The organism is Methanolobus sp., assembly GCF_030682845.1.
Classification (GTDB): domain Archaea; phylum Halobacteriota; class Methanosarcinia; order Methanosarcinales; family Methanosarcinaceae; genus Methanolobus.
Genome location: NZ_JAUXNK010000011.1, coordinates 17,103 through 31,938, shown reverse-complemented (window position 1 = coordinate 31,938; position 14,836 = coordinate 17,103). Strand labels below are relative to the sequence as shown.

The window sequence follows — 14,836 nt, the reverse complement described above, 5'->3', positions numbered from 1 at the left end:
ATATATTCTAATCAACAGGTTTAAATAAATTGTCATAAATTCTCATATTAACATCACGTTGAGTTGAAAAGTACGATAAAACATCTCTTCAGGAGAATCGTACTCTGAGATTCCTCGTGCCTTGATGATAACGTAAATTGAAAGAAGGTGAACTAAATGCTGTACCCAAACCCCCAGAACCAGATGCCGCAGATAAGTGAAAAAGCGTGGGTTTCCGAAACCGCCATTATCGTCGGAAATGTCACTATTGGGGATAATGTGTTTGTGGCTCACAATGCGATCATCAGGGCGGACGAGCCTGGCTCATCCGTTATGATCGGTGACAACTGCAACATCCAGGATAGTGTTATCATTCACTCTCTTTCCAACTCCGATGTGGTGGTCAACAGTAACACATCCCTCGCACACGGATGCATAGTGCATGGCCCCTGCATAATGGGCGAGGGTTGCTTTGTGGGTTTTGGCTCTGTGGTGTTTGACTGCGTCGTAGGTAATGATACGCTCGTCCTTCACAATGCGACTGTACGCAAGGTCCGGATTCCTGCCGGCAAGGTAGTGCCTGATGGCATGAGCATAACCAGCCAGGATGCGGTGGAGTGTCTTGAGGATGTAAGTTCTGAGCTTGTGAAGTTCAAGGATTCAGTTGTGAAGGCAAATCTCAACCTTGTGAATGGCTACAAGAATCTTGCTACGCAAGCATAGGGCTTTAAAATGGACCAGAATTATTTTCCTTCCATTTTTGAATAAGTGTCTTGCCATAAGCTGTAAGAACATATCTTTTCCATGTTGTTTTTCCGGGAGTCAGGCATTCGATGATTCCCCTGTCCTCATATTCTTTCAGAGCGCGACTTATATTCTGCGTAGACCGGTTGGTCTTGTGAGCAATATCCGATGCTTTTGCTATTGAGTGTTCTTTCAGATAGTCAATCAATATTACACGGCGTTCAACACTTACTATCCACCTGAGCAGTTCGTCTATCGAATCTTCGGCCATATTATTCCCACCACAAATATCAGACGACGTATCATTTCTAATTAATAATACTTATCGCTATGCAGACTTCCATGTAAGGTGTTACTATGTGTATCACAGGACAGGCTTGAATGTCCTTGGATCAAGAAATAGATCACTTTCACAGTAGTTACACATCGCATTTAGCTGAGTTCCTGTCATTAGGGACCTGTCCACTTCGTCCTGCGGCGTGATGTACTGGGTCATTTCCTCCCCGCAATGGGGGCATTGTATCCTGAACCATTCAAATCTGGTAAGGTTCCTCAAGGTATATATCAGGTATCCCAGTGCATCCGTATAGGTATTCTGCGAGAACAATATTGGTTTTATATGCTGGACTAGTATGGGAAGCTCAACACCCTTTTCTGCAAGGACAATGACCAGCTTGTCACATTCTGATGCAGCCATACCTATTTCCTGGTTGACGCGCGGTGACAGGGCGCTCTCTCTTGTTAGAATAACTATCATGCAATCTGAATGGCTGATACCAAAACGGATGCGTTGCGCCATGGAAATATAAAGAACTTTACTGTACATGGAAGAGGAAGTCTTCAGGTTCACAGCCCATAGTGCCTGCGCCAGTTCCTGCGCAAGGAGTTCGTCATTTTCAGTATAGGAAATGTATATCCTGTCAATCATACAGAGGTAAAATGATATCTTTCCTGATATAACAGGTTCGCGACTACGAGAGAAGAATAATGTCATTCATTAAGTGCCATTTAAATGCAGAATATTTCTGCTGAGAAAAATGAGAAAAGACATTCAGGTAAAGATCATCTAAAAAATAGCAGTTAATTTTCTGTATAGGAAGAGGCCGTCTAATTAGAACTTCGGCATAAAAGCTTATCCTTTTTTTTTCGTTATCCTCAGCACCTATTTTTTTTTTTTGGGGGGGGGGGCGGTAGCTATAAATAGCATAAATCTGGCCCGCCTCATGGCTAAAAAATCTAGAATGTATGGAGGAGTCAAGTTTGAGGAGTCCATTGAAAACTATCTGAACAGAGAAAGCGCCTCAATTTGCCAATTCCTGCACTTCCTCTGCATAGAAGATATTTCACAGTACTTAGAACGTACTGTGTATGCCAACAACAGTTGGCATTTTAAGTATAGCATTTCCTCAATGATAAAACTCTTCATTGTGATGTGTTTCAGGCAGTTATCCTATGAGAAAACTATGGCCTCTTTAACTGAGGAAGAAGCAATACTGCTCGCTTTTTACGATGACAATGGTGTCATAAAACTTCCTTCACCAAAGACATTACATAATTTTGTAAATACCGATTGGGCGAAGATGGAATCAGTGAAATAATGATGTTAGTCGGTGAAAGGATTCTCAAACTTACTCAAATAAGAGAAGCTAAGATCGATTCAACTCCGCTTGAAGCCTCAAGATACGATAAATATGCTGATTACAATTCTCATTACGAATGCAAGATGGACAAAGCCCACATTACAATGGTAGGAACCTATCCTGTTTTCATGACACATACAAATGGCAAAGCAGGGGATTCCCCCGAACTTATCAAACATGTTGAAGCATTGAAAAAAATGAATGCGGATATTGATCTTTATTCAGCTGATACGGGTTATAAAGCATTTACAAATCATGAAGATATCTGGTATCATCTGAATGCAAGACCAGTTATTGCTTATCCTAAAAATGCTGTGATCAGCAAAGAGGGTGAAATTGACCGAATTGATCACTGGGTAAATAAAATGTGGGATATAGGTGAAGATGTACATGCAAGTATTGAAGTTAAATTAAAGTTTCTCTATGAAAATGGAAGGTCTGAACAGGTTGGAATGTACTTGCGGAATCAAAATATGAGAGACAGATTGTTCCTTAGCCTGTACAAGAAAAGAGGAGAATGTGAACCAAAACATGGACACATTAAGGATGTGGTCAAGTTCGATATAAGAAGAGTTAGAGCAGAGAGTGGGAAACTCTACTCTCTACTAAGTTTTGTATCGTATCAGTTGCTTGTACTTACAGAACTGCAGAGTGGGTTTACGAAAAGAAATTCATTTGGAAGGTTTTATTGAAAATGATTTGTCTAATTAGAATGGGAGGGTTTGGGAGCTAATTAGATAACCTCAGGAAAGCGCCTTCCGGCTGAAGAGAAGATTTTTATACTAGTTTTGACTTATTACAACTAATAAAGGATAAGGTGAGACACCTGGAAACCACCTCGCTTTAAGGTTTCTCTCTCCTTACGAATCCGAGATATTCCCCAACATCCCTTAAGTCTTCATTTACGGTTGTGTAGTAGGATGAGGCGCCTGGAAACCACCACGCTTTAAGGCGCCTCTCTCCTAACGAATCCGAGATGTTCCCCAACATCTCTCAACTAATCCACTCCCGTGTTGCGGTTCATTTCCCCACGACCCGCAACACATAGTAAGTCACCTTTTTTATTTAACCTAAACCTTGATTAATTTTGCGTCGCGGCTAAAGATGGCACAATAGATGATTTTCTAAACGTCCCGTTCATTTCAATGACATTGAATTTTCATTTATGCACTGAAATTCCCGCATAAAAAATGAGAGAGGGAAGAATAATCTTTTTCGAATACATCCGGCTTTATTATCATATCTGCATACAACATAATATACAATGGATCTGATAAATCTTCATACTTTACACAATATACGTATAGTCTGGTAGTTGCCCATAAGGAGCACATACCCTTTAAGGTTGAGTTTTTCTAGTGCAGCCTCAAATTGCGACTCTTTTAACGATGTCGCTTTTTTTGCCTCTTCAACGGATACAGCAACATCCGTGCCAAAGGCTGCGCACAGGTCAGTATAAAGGGTTTTTTCAGTTCTCCTGAGGCTGTACAGTTCAGTGAGGGTAACAGGAGTTGACAGTTCCCTGCTGACATTGTGGGTCATATCCACCCAGAAATCAAAGACTTCCTTAACATCATCTTTTGAGCATTCCGTTTTATGCTGCAGCCTTGAATAGGCAAGACCCATAAGGGAAATTGCAGAGCCCAGGTCCTGGTTATAAGGAAGTCCGCCCATATCCATCAGGTCGTTCCTGAGTTCATAGGTCTTCTCAGTGATATAAGGGTCCAGAGATGCAGGTATGGACGGATTCATCAACAGGGTATCAAGAAGGTGCGCATTCAGCACAGAGTAATCCTCTTTACAGTACGCGTTGATCTTGCTCCGGCTTTTCACATCCTCGATATCAAGTATTAGAGGCAGTTGCATTGGCGTCACCGCCGGATTCAGATATGAAAGGCTGACCTCTCTTCTCGTTCCTGTTTCAAATTCCCGGTCCTGCTCTGAGAGCTTGTAGTAATAATCTGAAGATGCTCTTCTGAAGTCTGAAGGAATCACAGCGTTCATTGAACCGGTGTACGCATTCCAGTTTTTCTGTTTTCCAAGCACTGCTGCATTAATACCTCCGACCTGCCGGGTACGTGGAGGAGTGGAGGAAATGTATAGGGCGCTTCCCATGCCGATACAGTCAAGTACGCCTTTATCTCCAATGTAAGGCATTTTCAGGTAATCAATGACTTCCTCAAAGTCCATAAGGCTTCTGGCCTTTGAGATCGAGTTAGGATCGATGGACTCCCAGCTCTTGACAAAATTGACTTTCGTTTTAGAGAATCTGCCCTTCCCTCCCTTGTGAATTATCTCGGAGTCTGCCACCTCCACCTTTACAAGTTCGTTCTTGCCCGGCGCCTTGCCGCTGATAAGATAGAATACCTCATTTTTGTCTGATACTAAAAAAGGAGATGGTTCGAGATAGAATGTGCGTCTGCTATTGCCGTCAAATCTGACAAAACCGGTATTTTCCCGGTTGAAGAGGAGCTCTCTCTCTATAGTGCTCATCTGTGAGCCGTATATCCTGTCATCGAGTTTCATACTGATGATTATGATTGTGGACTTGTTCTGATATCTGTTTTGTGGACGGATGAACTTCTGCAGGCTGGCGGCACATCCATGAAAAAGAATCTATTTTATCGGCAGTTCTTTCTTTATCAGAGGGGGGAAGTCACTCTATAAATATGAACTCTCATAATGATGATAGCCATTATATATTCTAGTATAGATATATTTATATATTATTATTGATTAGTAGGTTTTGCAGGCATAACACCTGCAATGACCAATTAGCATATAGGTACGATATGTAACTTAACCGGAATCTCCGGGAAAGTAAAACGGAAAAACGAAATGCAACTGCAAAACGGAATAAGGGTAAAGGCTCATCCCCTCAGCCCCCTAAAAACGTTGACCTTTGCCTTATCCCTTTGCAGGAACACAATAAGTGGAGTATGAGCGGTTCGGTGGGAAATGGTGGACTGTGGTGGTTCAGTAGGGGAATAGTGTAGTATGAGCATGGGTACGCTACATTCCGGCACTGACGGAATGTACGGGGTTATTGTCAATTATTGAAATTATATTCCGTTCTATTTATTTAAACGAAATAGAACATGCTAAACGAAATAAAACATGCAGCAGCAATCTCTGAATAGGTGCTGCTTTTTAACTATGCTGCAGTCACCTGCTTTTATTCTTTCTCATACCTGCATCCTCTTAGAGTCTGTTCTTTGTCTTGTTGGTGTTTTGCAGCAACTGCTGCTTCGCTCTTATTCACGCTTTCTTTTCTGGCGTTTCCATCTTTACTCTTATTTGTATCCAAACTGAACTTAGACACTACATTCTGCATATCCGATGCTATGTCTGCCAGCTCCTGGGCAGACCTTGAAAATTCATTCATTGAGGCTGTTTGCTCCTGGACCGAAGCAGAAGTCTTTGTAGTATTTCCCTCAGTATTGCTTCCAGCAGGGTTCCTGAGGAGTGGAATGTAAGTCTCCTGAAAAAAAGATCATTACAAATTGTGAGTCAGGCGTAAGGAAATCGTTCCGACTCAATAAGGGCGATTAGTTGTAAAATAAAAAATGCAGGATATATCAAGAAAACTGCTTCTAATCCTATCGTAAAACTTTTATCGTATTGGAATACCTGAGGAATGGGTGCTTATGATTAGATGGATGTAGTCAAGTATAAGTACCTGGAAATAAAATCTATTTCGTGATGACTATAGTAATGGCTGCTGTTGTATAAAGCGGAGGCGAAAAAGAAATAATTGTGATTATATTCTACAACAGCCGGTTTCACAATCAGTTTAAGATGATATTTAGAGTGATAATATGAAAGGATCAGATCTAGCGGACAAGAAAATACTAATGATCATAGCACAAAATAATTTCAGGGACGAGGAGTTCTTTGAACCCAGAGAGATCTTTGAGGATGCAGGAGTGGACATAACAGTCGCAAGCAACAGCACGGATGAGGCCGTTGGGACCCTTGGCAGGAAAGTGAGACCCGATATAAGTATTGACAATGCCAATGTAGCAGAATTCGATGCTGTGGTAATTGCAGGCGGCGGTGGTTCAAGGGAATACCTCTGGTCCAATAAGAAATTGCATAAGCTCGTCAAGGATGCCTATGAGCATGAAAAGGTCGTTGCAGCCATATGCATCTCTCCTGTGGTGCTTGCAAGGGCAGGCGTGCTTGAGGACAGGAGGGCTACAGTGTTCAAGGACTCAGCATGCATTAAGGAACTTGAGAAGGGGGGCGCTTCTTATGAGGATGAGGATGTTGTCGTCACGGATAATGTGGTGACAGCTGCCGGACCAAAGGCTGCGGAAGAATTTGGTGAGGCTGTCCTTGAAATGCTGGGAAAGCTGTAGTAAATGCCTGTGCCAAGACCCCATCATACTTTTTTTACCGGTAGGCCTTAAAACTGAAAACATTAAATCATTGGGCAGCAGTGCTGATACACAGGTCCCGTAAAAGACTGTATAGATTTAAGGACTGCTGCTTGATGACTATACCTCGATCTTCATCAGGTCCGAAGCGATGGTGATGTTACCTTTGAAGTAGCGCATGATGTGTTCCACGGCTTCCGCTTCATGCCCCTGCATGTGGGGGTAGAGATGCACAAGGTAGAGATGCCTGACTTCAAGAGGGTATTTTTGCATCATGCCGGTGAGCATGTCCGGCGTGGTATGGTTGGTTGTCTCAAAGCCCAGCGGGAAAGAGCATTCATGAATAAGTGCGTCAGCACCCTCTGCAAACCTGAAGAGCATCTCCGATGGCTCTGTGTCGCCTGTGTAGACTACCGCCTTGCTGCTGCTCTCCACCCGGTAGGCCAGTGACGGGACGTTGTGAACCGTGGGCGTGCATGTGATCACGCAGTCGTCCCCGGCCTCCCCGTCAACACCTTCGGGAGAGAATGCCTCCCCGCCGCTGAGCTCGGTTATCTCCACCTCAAACCTGCCCCGGAGATAGTCGTAGGATTCCATGACCTTCCCGAACCACTCCTGCGTCCCCTGAGGCCCGTATATATGCACCGAATCCGCCGCGCCCGAGAGCCACCTGGCCTTGAGCAGTGCCAGCAAATCCCCCGCATGGTCAAGATGCAGGTGCGTCAGCACGACAGTATTGATGTCCGTATGCCCATACCCCGCCTCCACGATCCTCCCCAGGACCCCGCAGCCGCAATCGAAAAGCACCGGCCTGCCGCTAATTTCCATGATTAGCCCTGACTGCACTCTCCCCATCTGCGGAATCCCGACACCTGTTCCAAGAAATGTTATCTTCATACTTACTAGAATAAGGGTTAAATAACTTAACTCTTATTAGTGGCTTACAATTCCCAAAGGCCAGTAACTCTGTTCTTTTCATCACGCGAGGGTTGCCCAGCTGGTCAAAGGCGCTGGACTTAAGATCCAGTATCGAAGGATTTCGAGGGTTCAAATCCCTCCCCTCGCATAAGGTTTTTGGGATATAGTTATCTTCGAATTTTTGGCCGTGTCCGTGAGTAATTGAGTTCTTTCCTATTTATATACCTGTAAACCAATTTTTAAGGGGGGGGGGAGAAATCACTTCCGAAATAGATTTATTAGAATTTTGCTGCTTAAATATTGATTGTCCTGATTATGGACTAAAAAATCAAGGAAACATAGTACTTAAAGAAAGATACGGCAAGAGTAATCACGCACTTCTCAAATGCAGAACATGTAAGCATTGTTTTAGTGAAACAAGAGGTACAGTTTTTTTTGAGCTGGATACTCCTCAGGAAGAAGTTCTAAGGACATTGGCCATGATTCCTGAAAAAGGAAGTATTCGTGGAGTTGCAAGAGCTAATAATCACGATAAAGACACAATTCGCAGATGGGTTGAGGTTGCGGGAGCTCATGCTAAAGAAGTTACATCTTACTTCCTCAAAGATCTGAACCTTGATAAGGTAGAAGTTGATGAAATCTGGTCATATATAAAAAAAAGCAAAAGAACGTGACAGAAGAAGATTCTCAAGAGTATGGTAGCGTGTACTCACTTACTGCAATTAAAAGTGATATAAGACTGTTTCTTTTCCATCATGAGGGAAAACGTAGTGCTAAGGATGCAATTGAATTGTTTGCAGAGATAGAGAAGATGCGTGAAGCATCTTCTCCTGTTCCTGTATTCGTTTCAGATGACTGGGATGCTTTTGAAGAAGGACTCGTTAATGTCTACGGTCAGATAGAACTGCCAGAATACAAAGGAATTGGAAGAAAACCATTACCAAAACTGATTCCAGCTGAAGACCTAAAATATATCAAAGTGTATAAGAAAAAAGTAAAAGGCTATGTGGTTAGCACAGTTTCTAGTATTGTTTTCGGCAATGCTGATGAAATCTTTGAGATGCTTGGGGCTTGTTCTGAAGACTATATTGGTACATCCTATGTAGAGAGAATAAACCTCACAATTAGAACCTGCCTTGCCAGGTTCATAAGAAAAGGTGTCAATTTCAGCAAAACAATGATAATGCATCAGAAAGCCCTTGATTTCTTCCAAGCATGGTACAATTTTATTAAGCCTCACAATTCTCTAAAACTTAAAGTTGATTCACAACATAGAAAATGGTTGCAACGAACTCCTGCAATGGCAGAAAACATAACTGACCACATATGGAGTTTAAAAGAATTGTTAACTTTCAGAGTTCCGATTCAATAACTTAGGGACACGACCAATATTTCAAGTAATAATCAAAGAGAAGTTCGCATCCGTCTGTTAAGGTTGGCAAGGCATCAATGCCTCTTTTTTTGAATGTAGTAATTCTTGGCATGTCCTGCCTTATTGGTAGTGATCTTTACAGGCGTAGATGATTCTATGAATCCAAGTTCAGGGTGGGATAAAAATGTACTGATAGCCTGGGGCATGAAGGATATCGCCTTCAGGGAAAAGGAACTGGATCGATGGACAGGAGCATTCCCGGATGCAAAAGTCATCAGATTTAAAGATGCAGGCCACTTTATTTCAGAAGAGGAGCCGGATGGACTGATTGCAGCGATTAACGAATCCATTCTGGATCGATGACATCGGGGCACATAAGAGCAGCCATCCATTAATTAAACTTTCAGTTGCCTCTGTGCTCCTGAAAGCTTTGACCTGAGAGAATATCTTTCAGTCTTCATAATTCCATATTTCAGTCAATAACATCCTCATTCTCCTGCAAATCGCACACTTAATTTTATCCGGGCTACAAGGGGATATTGTCTGAACAAGAATGAACGCGCCTTGATCCGAGATATTCTTTAAAAGGTAACAACTCATCGATTTTAATGACTAACATCTGAATAGGCAGGCCCTCATTAAGCCTGATGGCAAAAGAACGATGCGACTGTTTAAAGGCATCGATAGTTTTTGCATGAACGGGGTTCTTTAGCATATTGTAATATTCAACATAATCTTTGAACATGCTTGCTGCCATATCGCATGGAAACAGAAGCAAGGCATCCGGCATGGTGCTGATGTTGAACGGGAACAATCGGCACATAGTTGGTCTCATGCCATATACGCCGCATCTATCAGATCTTAAAAAGGGGCAGGGAGGATGCATTTTGTAAAGAGGCTCTTCGTCCTCATTATAGGATTCGATCCTGTCGGCCTCATCTTTTGATGCCTGCCTTAATATTCTCATATCTTTTTCATCCAGATTGATATCTGCTATTTTGCAGCAGATCGCAGGACATGTAGATGGGCATGAATAGTGTGAAAGTATTTCCTGAACAGTTTCAAAAAAAGGTACATCGCTAAACCTTCCTTTTCCGTGCATGACAAATAATCAAATGAACAACTATATGACCGTTTCCAGACATCATACCATAAATAAGTCCTGTAGCAGATTTTACACATAAACGGGCTTATCAGAATTGCCTTTAACGGACTTTTCTTATCTTCATCCCGCATTCCTTATCTTCGAAAGCACGATACCGAACAAATTTGGTTCTGACATTTTTGATAAAGACCATTTATACAAAGTTTTAAACATTATTGTTTAAAAAACAGGATTTCTTATGCTTGTCTTCAGATTAAAGACATATCCCAAAACACATATTAAGGAGGAAGTTCATGAAAAAAACGGAAAATCAGATATTCATTTGCGCAGGCACAAGACTGAACGGAAAGGTGCAGAGTGCTGCAAGAACAAAATGTGATGTTAGCCTTTCTTAGATTATTTCGACCCGGGAGATTTCAGGGAAACCCGGAAATCCCAATTCAACTTATTTTTGTTCACGGGTACGAAGTTGCATCTGACCATCGCTTCTTTGAACTGCTTGTTAGTGATAAAGAAACCATCCTTTGACTGTTCGAACAGAATTTTAAGCGCATAGCTGGTGTAGTTTTTATCAGGTGCTTTTTGCGGGAGTATATTTGATATTATCCAATTATCCAGAGCTTTTCTTTCAACGTCGCTAAATTCGTATTCACTCATTTTGCTCACTTCCATGATTCATAACTTATCGATAGAGTACCATTAATCTGTGCATCAGTTCTTTTACTTTTGCTCATGTACTGCACAGCCAGACTCGGAGCAGACAATTAAGAGCCCAGTTATAGCCAGCCCAATTATAGCCTAGCTGTGACAATAACAATGGGAGAGGTTAATCCTAATTTCCAAAGAGTATATACTCCACAAGTATCAATAAAATATTTATAGATATCACTTTTCAGCCCCGTTCGGAAAGATAGATACCCGCCAGTACAAGTGCTGCCCCTATCATTACATAGATATTCGGTGCATTTCCAAGGATCAGACTATCCCCTATGATTGTTACAAGCGGGATCATATAGATACCATTGGTTATGGTAGAGGTCCCTGCCAGGTGTATCGCCCTGTTCCAGAAAAGGAATCCCAGTGCAGAGCAGAATACTCCCAGGTAGATCATAGTGGCAATGACCACCAGCATGTCGTGCTGAGAGAATATGTCCATCCTCAGGTCCCCTACCCTCAGGACCAGGAAAGGAAAAAGGAATACAGTGCCAGTAAGTGTTAAATCACGGGAGACAATGAACATGTCTATTGAAACCATTAACCCCGATGATGGCATATATGGAATGAAGATAGTAAAACCAAGGAGTGAAAACTGTCAAGCTTGGGATATCAGATACCTGACGAAGGCTAAAATTTTATGTGGAAGGGATAAGGAATTAAAACGAACAAATGTAAAATTTCTTGCTTATTCACATTGTTGCTTCTATCCTAAAGCAGCAAGAGAATTCCCTTTCTCTTCTCTGATGCAAACAACACATCAAGCAATGATTTCTTCATTTATAGCGCATTCTCTAAACGAATTGCAATTAAGAATATTTCGCTCAAACATATTGATTATGTGTCTCTTACCAATATACAGAAATTCTTACACTGCTTTAGAGCCTGCTTTCGTATTTTTGAAAGTATGTATCACTCCTCCAATTGGAAAAAGGTCCTGAATATATCGAGGGAATCCAGGAAGTCCTGTTTGCCCATCAGCTCCCTGGCTGAATGCATTGCCAGCATCGGCACTCCTGCATCCACCACATGAACAGGCACATATTTGCTAAGCAAAGGACCCAGGGTCGTTCCTCCGGGTTGGTCTGAATGGTTCACGAACTTTTGATATTTCACACCGGCTCTCTCACACAGCTGCTGAAAAGCTGCAATGGTCTCCACTTCCGATGCATAGGACCTATTACAACTACTCTTAATAGCCATCCCCTTGTTCATCACAGGCTTGTTGGTGATATCGCTCTTTTCACCGTAATTGGGATGCAATCCATGGGCACAGTCAGCCGAGATCACAAAGAAGTTCATTGCCTGATGATTGGGTTGTTGTTCCTTTCCCAACGTTCCCATGCGGATCCTCTCCAGAATATTGCTCAGCATCATGGAGTCAGCACCCTGTCTGGTCATAGAGCCAATCTCCTCATTATCCATGAATGCCACCATATTGATTCCGTCCTTATGCTTTGACTCTACAAGAGCTTCCATAGCAGCATACACCATGGACAGGTCGTCGATCCTCGGACAGGAGATGAATTCCTTTTTTGAGCCCACCAGCATACCTTCTTCACAACAATAGACGCTCAGGTCCATGTCCAGAATATCTTCACTATTGACCCCGGCCTCCTCCGCAACCAGATCCAGCAGATAATTATCTCTGATCTCGTCTTCTATCAACTGGGTCAGGAGAGGTTGCATTTCTTTTTGAACCTTAATCTCCACACCTTTATTGACGTCGCGGTTCATATGGATGGCCAGATTAGGGATGATAAGTAAAGGTCTTTGGAAATCCAGATGAATCACTTTGGGCTTTAGAACCTCATCCGATTTCACAGCTATTCTTCCTGCAATGGATAACGGACGATCGAACCATGTGTTCAGGATAGGCCCGCCGTAACGTTCCACATTCAGCGTCAGCATTCCTTCACTGCTTACCTCCGGATTGGGTTTTATCCTGAATCCTGGATTATCCGTATGAGCAGCAATCATCTTCACCCCTTTTGCCGGAAATTGACCGCTTCCGATAGTAAAGCCCACCAGCATGGAAGGATATGGGGCCAGATAGTATTTCCCCGACGCATTCAAGGTCCATGGGTCATTCATTTCCAATTCCATGAAACCTTCAGCTTCCAGACGTTCTCTTATGGAATCCACCGTCTGAACGGATGTTGTTGCTTTTTTCATAAATCCAAAAAAATCACTGGTATAATCCCTGATATGACCCATATTTGCCACCTTTCTCATGATACCCTGTTCATTCAGTTTTGCAATTGACTTTGAAGCAGTTTCCCGCCATAATTTCTCATTGTAGTAGATAATAGATTCTCAGGATACTTAATACTGTAACTTAACACTGAACCCATTTCAACAGGAAAGGTACTAAGTGCTTATAGATGGGGTTTTGATAATCCCACTAGCAAAAGAGATATATACGGAAACTAGCTACTCTTCTCTAAATTTTTATTTGGAAGTTGCCAGGCCTTAAATATTTTGATCTAAAATCATGCAACCGATAGGAAGAGAGGACGACAATGAGCATTTCTATCAGATTAGAAGAAGAAAAGGACTTCAAAAGTGTAGAATACATGACAAGAGAAGCATTCTGGGATTTATACAAACCAGGATGTGATGAACATCTCCTAGTGCATAAAATAAGGAAGGTACCGGCATTTGTAAAAGAATTGGATTTTGTTGCATGCGATAAGGATATAATCGTCGGCAATATCATCTATTCAAAAGCTAAGATTATAAATGAGGATAATAAAGAATTTGAAGTTCTATGCATGGGTCCATTTGCAGTATTGCCGTCATATCAAAAGCAGGGGATTGGTTCTTTATTAATGAACCATTCTGTCGAAAAAGCAAGGCAGTTAGGTTATAAGGGTATTATCATTTTTGGAAATCCCGACTATTATCATCGTTTTGGCTTTGTCAGTGCTAAAGAATATAATATCCAGACATCATGGGGTGATGATCTTGATGCATTTATGGCATTGGAACTCTACGATGGTAGCCTGAAGGGCATTTCTGGTAAATTTAATGAGGACAAGGTTTTCAAAATAGAAAATGAGGAACTGGAGGATTTTGAAAAGCAATTTCCCTACAAAGAGAAGCATGTTACAGACACTCAGTTAAAACTATAAATAAAGGAATTAATGCATTTGGAAGCGTGGTACAATAAAAATAACGGTTCTAATAGTACTACTTTTAATGATAGCACCTGTAAGTGCTGGTTCTGGTGAGAATGGTGTTGATTACGATACTTACAGGAACAGCTGGGACTTACTTAATGAAGATAAGAAAGACTGGGTATGCGTGGACCATGCAGTGAATTACTCAAGGAACAATCCTGGATGGGGGATAGTTATTCTTTCGCCATCGCCGCGTTTTAGTGTTCAGCCCCATATGACTAATTATAAGATTGATGGCAAAACACTTTTGATACACGAAGCACAGGTAAACATCACATATGAACTGGAGATCGTAAATGGAACCATGACAGTTCCTTATTATGAGGATTTTCCCGGCTCATTCTCAAAGTACTGGGAAAGTAGTACATATTTTCATTTCATCCCAAATGAAACAGGTGTGGTCAGAGTATATACTGTTTTAAAAGACAACCGTGATGAGTTTTTTGATTACGGTTATATAAGCCAGGATAACATTACAAACACTACAGTAGAGCTTAATTATAACGCTGCTTCTGTGGTGCCCGAGAATAATGCCGGCAGTACAACTGATGATAAAAATATATCAAATTATACAACCACTGATGATCACTACCTTGAAAATATTGATGAGCCAGAGGGATATATCACACGATTTGTCATGTTCATAGAATCACTTATAGGTGTATTTGGATAGACTATGCATTTAGCAGTTGAAGCACCAACCCAACTTACTAAATATGGTCCGATAAAATCACATTGAACTGTCCCGAAATCTTAAACAACAAATTTACAAGGTCTCTAATATGCAAGTCCTTATTATCCAT

The 14,836-nt window shown here is 41.7% G+C and carries 17 protein-coding genes, 1 tRNA gene and 1 pseudogene; 10 read left to right on the top strand and 9 right to left on the bottom strand.

Features of this window, described 5'->3' with window-relative positions:
- Positions 1 to 156 precede the first annotated feature (156 nt).
- Entirely contained in the window at positions 157 to 702 is a 546-nt protein-coding gene (locus Q8J68_RS01130) for a carbonate dehydratase (RefSeq protein WP_305309733.1), read from the top strand.
- Between the two features lie 4 nt (positions 703 to 706).
- Here Q8J68_RS01130 and Q8J68_RS01125 read toward each other — a convergent pair whose 3' ends face one another.
- Positions 707 to 994 carry a winged helix-turn-helix transcriptional regulator gene (locus Q8J68_RS01125; RefSeq protein WP_305309732.1) on the bottom strand — a complete coding sequence of 96 codons (288 nt, stop codon included), beginning with the start codon at positions 992 to 994 and terminating at the stop codon, positions 707 to 709.
- 93 nt (positions 995 to 1,087) lie between these two features.
- Positions 1,088 to 1,651, bottom strand: coding sequence for a toll/interleukin-1 receptor domain-containing protein (locus Q8J68_RS01120; protein ID WP_305309731.1), 564 nt, complete (start codon positions 1,649 to 1,651; stop codon positions 1,088 to 1,090).
- Between the two features lie 295 nt (positions 1,652 to 1,946).
- On the opposite strand from Q8J68_RS01120, the pseudogene Q8J68_RS01115 reads away from it, so the two are divergent.
- Positions 1,947 to 3,055, top strand: a pseudogene (locus Q8J68_RS01115) (transposase).
- A 589-nt stretch (positions 3,056 to 3,644) separates the two neighbouring features.
- On the opposite strand, the gene Q8J68_RS01110 reads toward Q8J68_RS01115, so the two are convergent.
- Positions 3,645 to 4,889 (bottom strand): hypothetical protein, encoded by a 1,245-nt coding sequence (locus Q8J68_RS01110; RefSeq protein WP_305309730.1) that lies wholly within the window; start codon positions 4,887 to 4,889, stop codon positions 3,645 to 3,647.
- A 649-nt stretch (positions 4,890 to 5,538) separates the two neighbouring features.
- Positions 5,539 to 5,748 carry a hypothetical protein gene (locus Q8J68_RS01105; protein ID WP_305309729.1) on the bottom strand — a complete coding sequence of 70 codons (210 nt, stop codon included), beginning with the start codon at positions 5,746 to 5,748 and terminating at the stop codon, positions 5,539 to 5,541.
- Positions 5,749 to 6,181: 433 nt separating this feature from the next.
- On the opposite strand from Q8J68_RS01105, the gene Q8J68_RS01100 reads away from it, so the two are divergent.
- Positions 6,182 to 6,724 (top strand): DJ-1/PfpI family protein, encoded by a 543-nt coding sequence (locus tag Q8J68_RS01100; RefSeq protein ID WP_305309728.1) that lies wholly within the window; start codon positions 6,182 to 6,184, stop codon positions 6,722 to 6,724.
- Between the two features lie 138 nt (positions 6,725 to 6,862).
- Here Q8J68_RS01100 and Q8J68_RS01095 read toward each other — a convergent pair whose 3' ends face one another.
- Positions 6,863 to 7,597: an MBL fold metallo-hydrolase gene (locus Q8J68_RS01095; protein ID WP_370867572.1), complete on the bottom strand. Its 735-nt coding sequence runs from the start codon at positions 7,595 to 7,597 to the stop codon at positions 6,863 to 6,865.
- Between the two features lie 127 nt (positions 7,598 to 7,724).
- Between Q8J68_RS01095 and Q8J68_RS01090 the strand changes: the two genes are divergently transcribed.
- From Q8J68_RS01090 to Q8J68_RS01075, 4 genes are all read left to right on the top strand, one after another.
- A tRNA-Leu gene (locus tag Q8J68_RS01090) sits at positions 7,725 to 7,808 on the top strand.
- Between the two features lie 331 nt (positions 7,809 to 8,139).
- Positions 8,140 to 8,334, top strand: coding sequence for a hypothetical protein (locus Q8J68_RS01085; RefSeq protein WP_305309726.1), 195 nt, complete (start codon positions 8,140 to 8,142; stop codon positions 8,332 to 8,334).
- Positions 8,331 to 9,032: an IS1 family transposase gene (locus Q8J68_RS01080; protein ID WP_305309725.1), complete on the top strand. Its 702-nt coding sequence runs from the start codon at positions 8,331 to 8,333 to the stop codon at positions 9,030 to 9,032. Before Q8J68_RS01085 ends, Q8J68_RS01080 begins: the two co-directional genes overlap by 4 nt.
- A 156-nt stretch (positions 9,033 to 9,188) precedes the next feature.
- Positions 9,189 to 9,395, top strand: coding sequence for an alpha/beta fold hydrolase (locus tag Q8J68_RS01075; RefSeq protein WP_305309724.1), 207 nt, complete (start codon positions 9,189 to 9,191; stop codon positions 9,393 to 9,395).
- Between the two features lie 163 nt (positions 9,396 to 9,558).
- Here Q8J68_RS01075 and Q8J68_RS01070 read toward each other — a convergent pair whose 3' ends face one another.
- The 3 genes from Q8J68_RS01070 to Q8J68_RS01060 all read right to left on the bottom strand — a co-directional run bounded on the left by Q8J68_RS01070 (position 9,559) and on the right by Q8J68_RS01060 (position 11,392).
- A complete protein-coding gene (locus tag Q8J68_RS01070) occupies positions 9,559 to 10,134 on the bottom strand; it encodes a YkgJ family cysteine cluster protein (RefSeq protein WP_305309723.1) in 576 nt (191 codons plus the stop codon).
- Between the two features lie 399 nt (positions 10,135 to 10,533).
- Positions 10,534 to 10,794: a hypothetical protein gene (locus Q8J68_RS01065; RefSeq protein WP_305309722.1), complete on the bottom strand. Its 261-nt coding sequence runs from the start codon at positions 10,792 to 10,794 to the stop codon at positions 10,534 to 10,536.
- Positions 10,795 to 11,029: 235 nt separating this feature from the next.
- Positions 11,030 to 11,392: a DMT family transporter gene (locus Q8J68_RS01060; RefSeq protein ID WP_305309721.1), complete on the bottom strand. Its 363-nt coding sequence runs from the start codon at positions 11,390 to 11,392 to the stop codon at positions 11,030 to 11,032.
- Here Q8J68_RS01060 and Q8J68_RS01055 point away from each other — a divergent pair.
- On the top strand, positions 11,376 to 11,792 hold the full coding sequence (locus Q8J68_RS01055; protein WP_305309720.1) for a hypothetical protein: 417 nt from the start codon (positions 11,376 to 11,378) through the stop codon (positions 11,790 to 11,792). The two genes, Q8J68_RS01060 and Q8J68_RS01055, sit on opposite strands and share 17 nt — an antisense overlap.
- Here the strand turns inward: Q8J68_RS01055 and Q8J68_RS01050 are convergent.
- Positions 11,764 to 13,068 (bottom strand): M18 family aminopeptidase, encoded by a 1,305-nt coding sequence (locus Q8J68_RS01050; protein ID WP_305309719.1) that lies wholly within the window; start codon positions 13,066 to 13,068, stop codon positions 11,764 to 11,766. The two genes, Q8J68_RS01055 and Q8J68_RS01050, sit on opposite strands and share 29 nt — an antisense overlap.
- A gap of 305 nt (positions 13,069 to 13,373) precedes the next feature.
- Here Q8J68_RS01050 and Q8J68_RS01045 point away from each other — a divergent pair, with 305 nt between their 5' ends.
- On the top strand, positions 13,374 to 13,985 hold the full coding sequence (locus tag Q8J68_RS01045) for a GNAT family N-acetyltransferase (protein WP_305309718.1): 612 nt from the start codon (positions 13,374 to 13,376) through the stop codon (positions 13,983 to 13,985).
- A 67-nt stretch (positions 13,986 to 14,052) separates the two neighbouring features.
- Entirely contained in the window at positions 14,053 to 14,706 is a 654-nt protein-coding gene (locus Q8J68_RS01040; RefSeq protein ID WP_305309717.1) for a hypothetical protein, read from the top strand.
- Positions 14,707 to 14,836 lie beyond the last annotated feature (130 nt).

Excerpts from the sequence above, each read along its gene's own strand:
- Q8J68_RS01130 (WP_305309733.1), top strand. The coding sequence starts at position 157 with ATGCTGTACCCAAACCCCCAGAACCAGATGCCGCAGATAAGTGAAAAA.
- Q8J68_RS01125 (WP_305309732.1), bottom strand. The coding sequence starts at position 994 with ATGGCCGAAGATTCGATAGACGAACTGCTCAGGTGGATAGTAAGTGTT.
- Q8J68_RS01120 (WP_305309731.1), bottom strand. The coding sequence starts at position 1,651 with ATGATTGACAGGATATACATTTCCTATACTGAAAATGACGAACTCCTT.
- Q8J68_RS01110 (WP_305309730.1), bottom strand. The coding sequence starts at position 4,889 with ATGAAACTCGATGACAGGATATACGGCTCACAGATGAGCACTATAGAG.
- Q8J68_RS01105 (WP_305309729.1), bottom strand. The coding sequence starts at position 5,748 with ATGAATGAATTTTCAAGGTCTGCCCAGGAGCTGGCAGACATAGCATCG.
- Q8J68_RS01100 (WP_305309728.1), top strand. The coding sequence starts at position 6,182 with ATGAAAGGATCAGATCTAGCGGACAAGAAAATACTAATGATCATAGCA.
- Q8J68_RS01095 (WP_370867572.1), bottom strand. The coding sequence starts at position 7,597 with ATGGGGAGAGTGCAGTCAGGGCTAATCATGGAAATTAGCGGCAGGCCG.
- Q8J68_RS01085 (WP_305309726.1), top strand. The coding sequence starts at position 8,140 with ATGATTCCTGAAAAAGGAAGTATTCGTGGAGTTGCAAGAGCTAATAAT.
- Q8J68_RS01075 (WP_305309724.1), top strand. The coding sequence starts at position 9,189 with ATGAATCCAAGTTCAGGGTGGGATAAAAATGTACTGATAGCCTGGGGC.
- Q8J68_RS01070 (WP_305309723.1), bottom strand. The coding sequence starts at position 10,134 with ATGCACGGAAAAGGAAGGTTTAGCGATGTACCTTTTTTTGAAACTGTT.
- Q8J68_RS01065 (WP_305309722.1), bottom strand. The coding sequence starts at position 10,794 with ATGAGTGAATACGAATTTAGCGACGTTGAAAGAAAAGCTCTGGATAAT.
- Q8J68_RS01055 (WP_305309720.1), top strand. The coding sequence starts at position 11,376 with ATGTCTATTGAAACCATTAACCCCGATGATGGCATATATGGAATGAAG.
- Q8J68_RS01060 (WP_305309721.1), bottom strand. The coding sequence starts at position 11,392 with ATGGTTTCAATAGACATGTTCATTGTCTCCCGTGATTTAACACTTACT.
- Q8J68_RS01050 (WP_305309719.1), bottom strand. The coding sequence starts at position 13,068 with ATGGGTCATATCAGGGATTATACCAGTGATTTTTTTGGATTTATGAAA.
- Q8J68_RS01045 (WP_305309718.1), top strand. The coding sequence starts at position 13,374 with ATGAGCATTTCTATCAGATTAGAAGAAGAAAAGGACTTCAAAAGTGTA.
- Q8J68_RS01040 (WP_305309717.1), top strand. The coding sequence starts at position 14,053 with ATGATAGCACCTGTAAGTGCTGGTTCTGGTGAGAATGGTGTTGATTAC.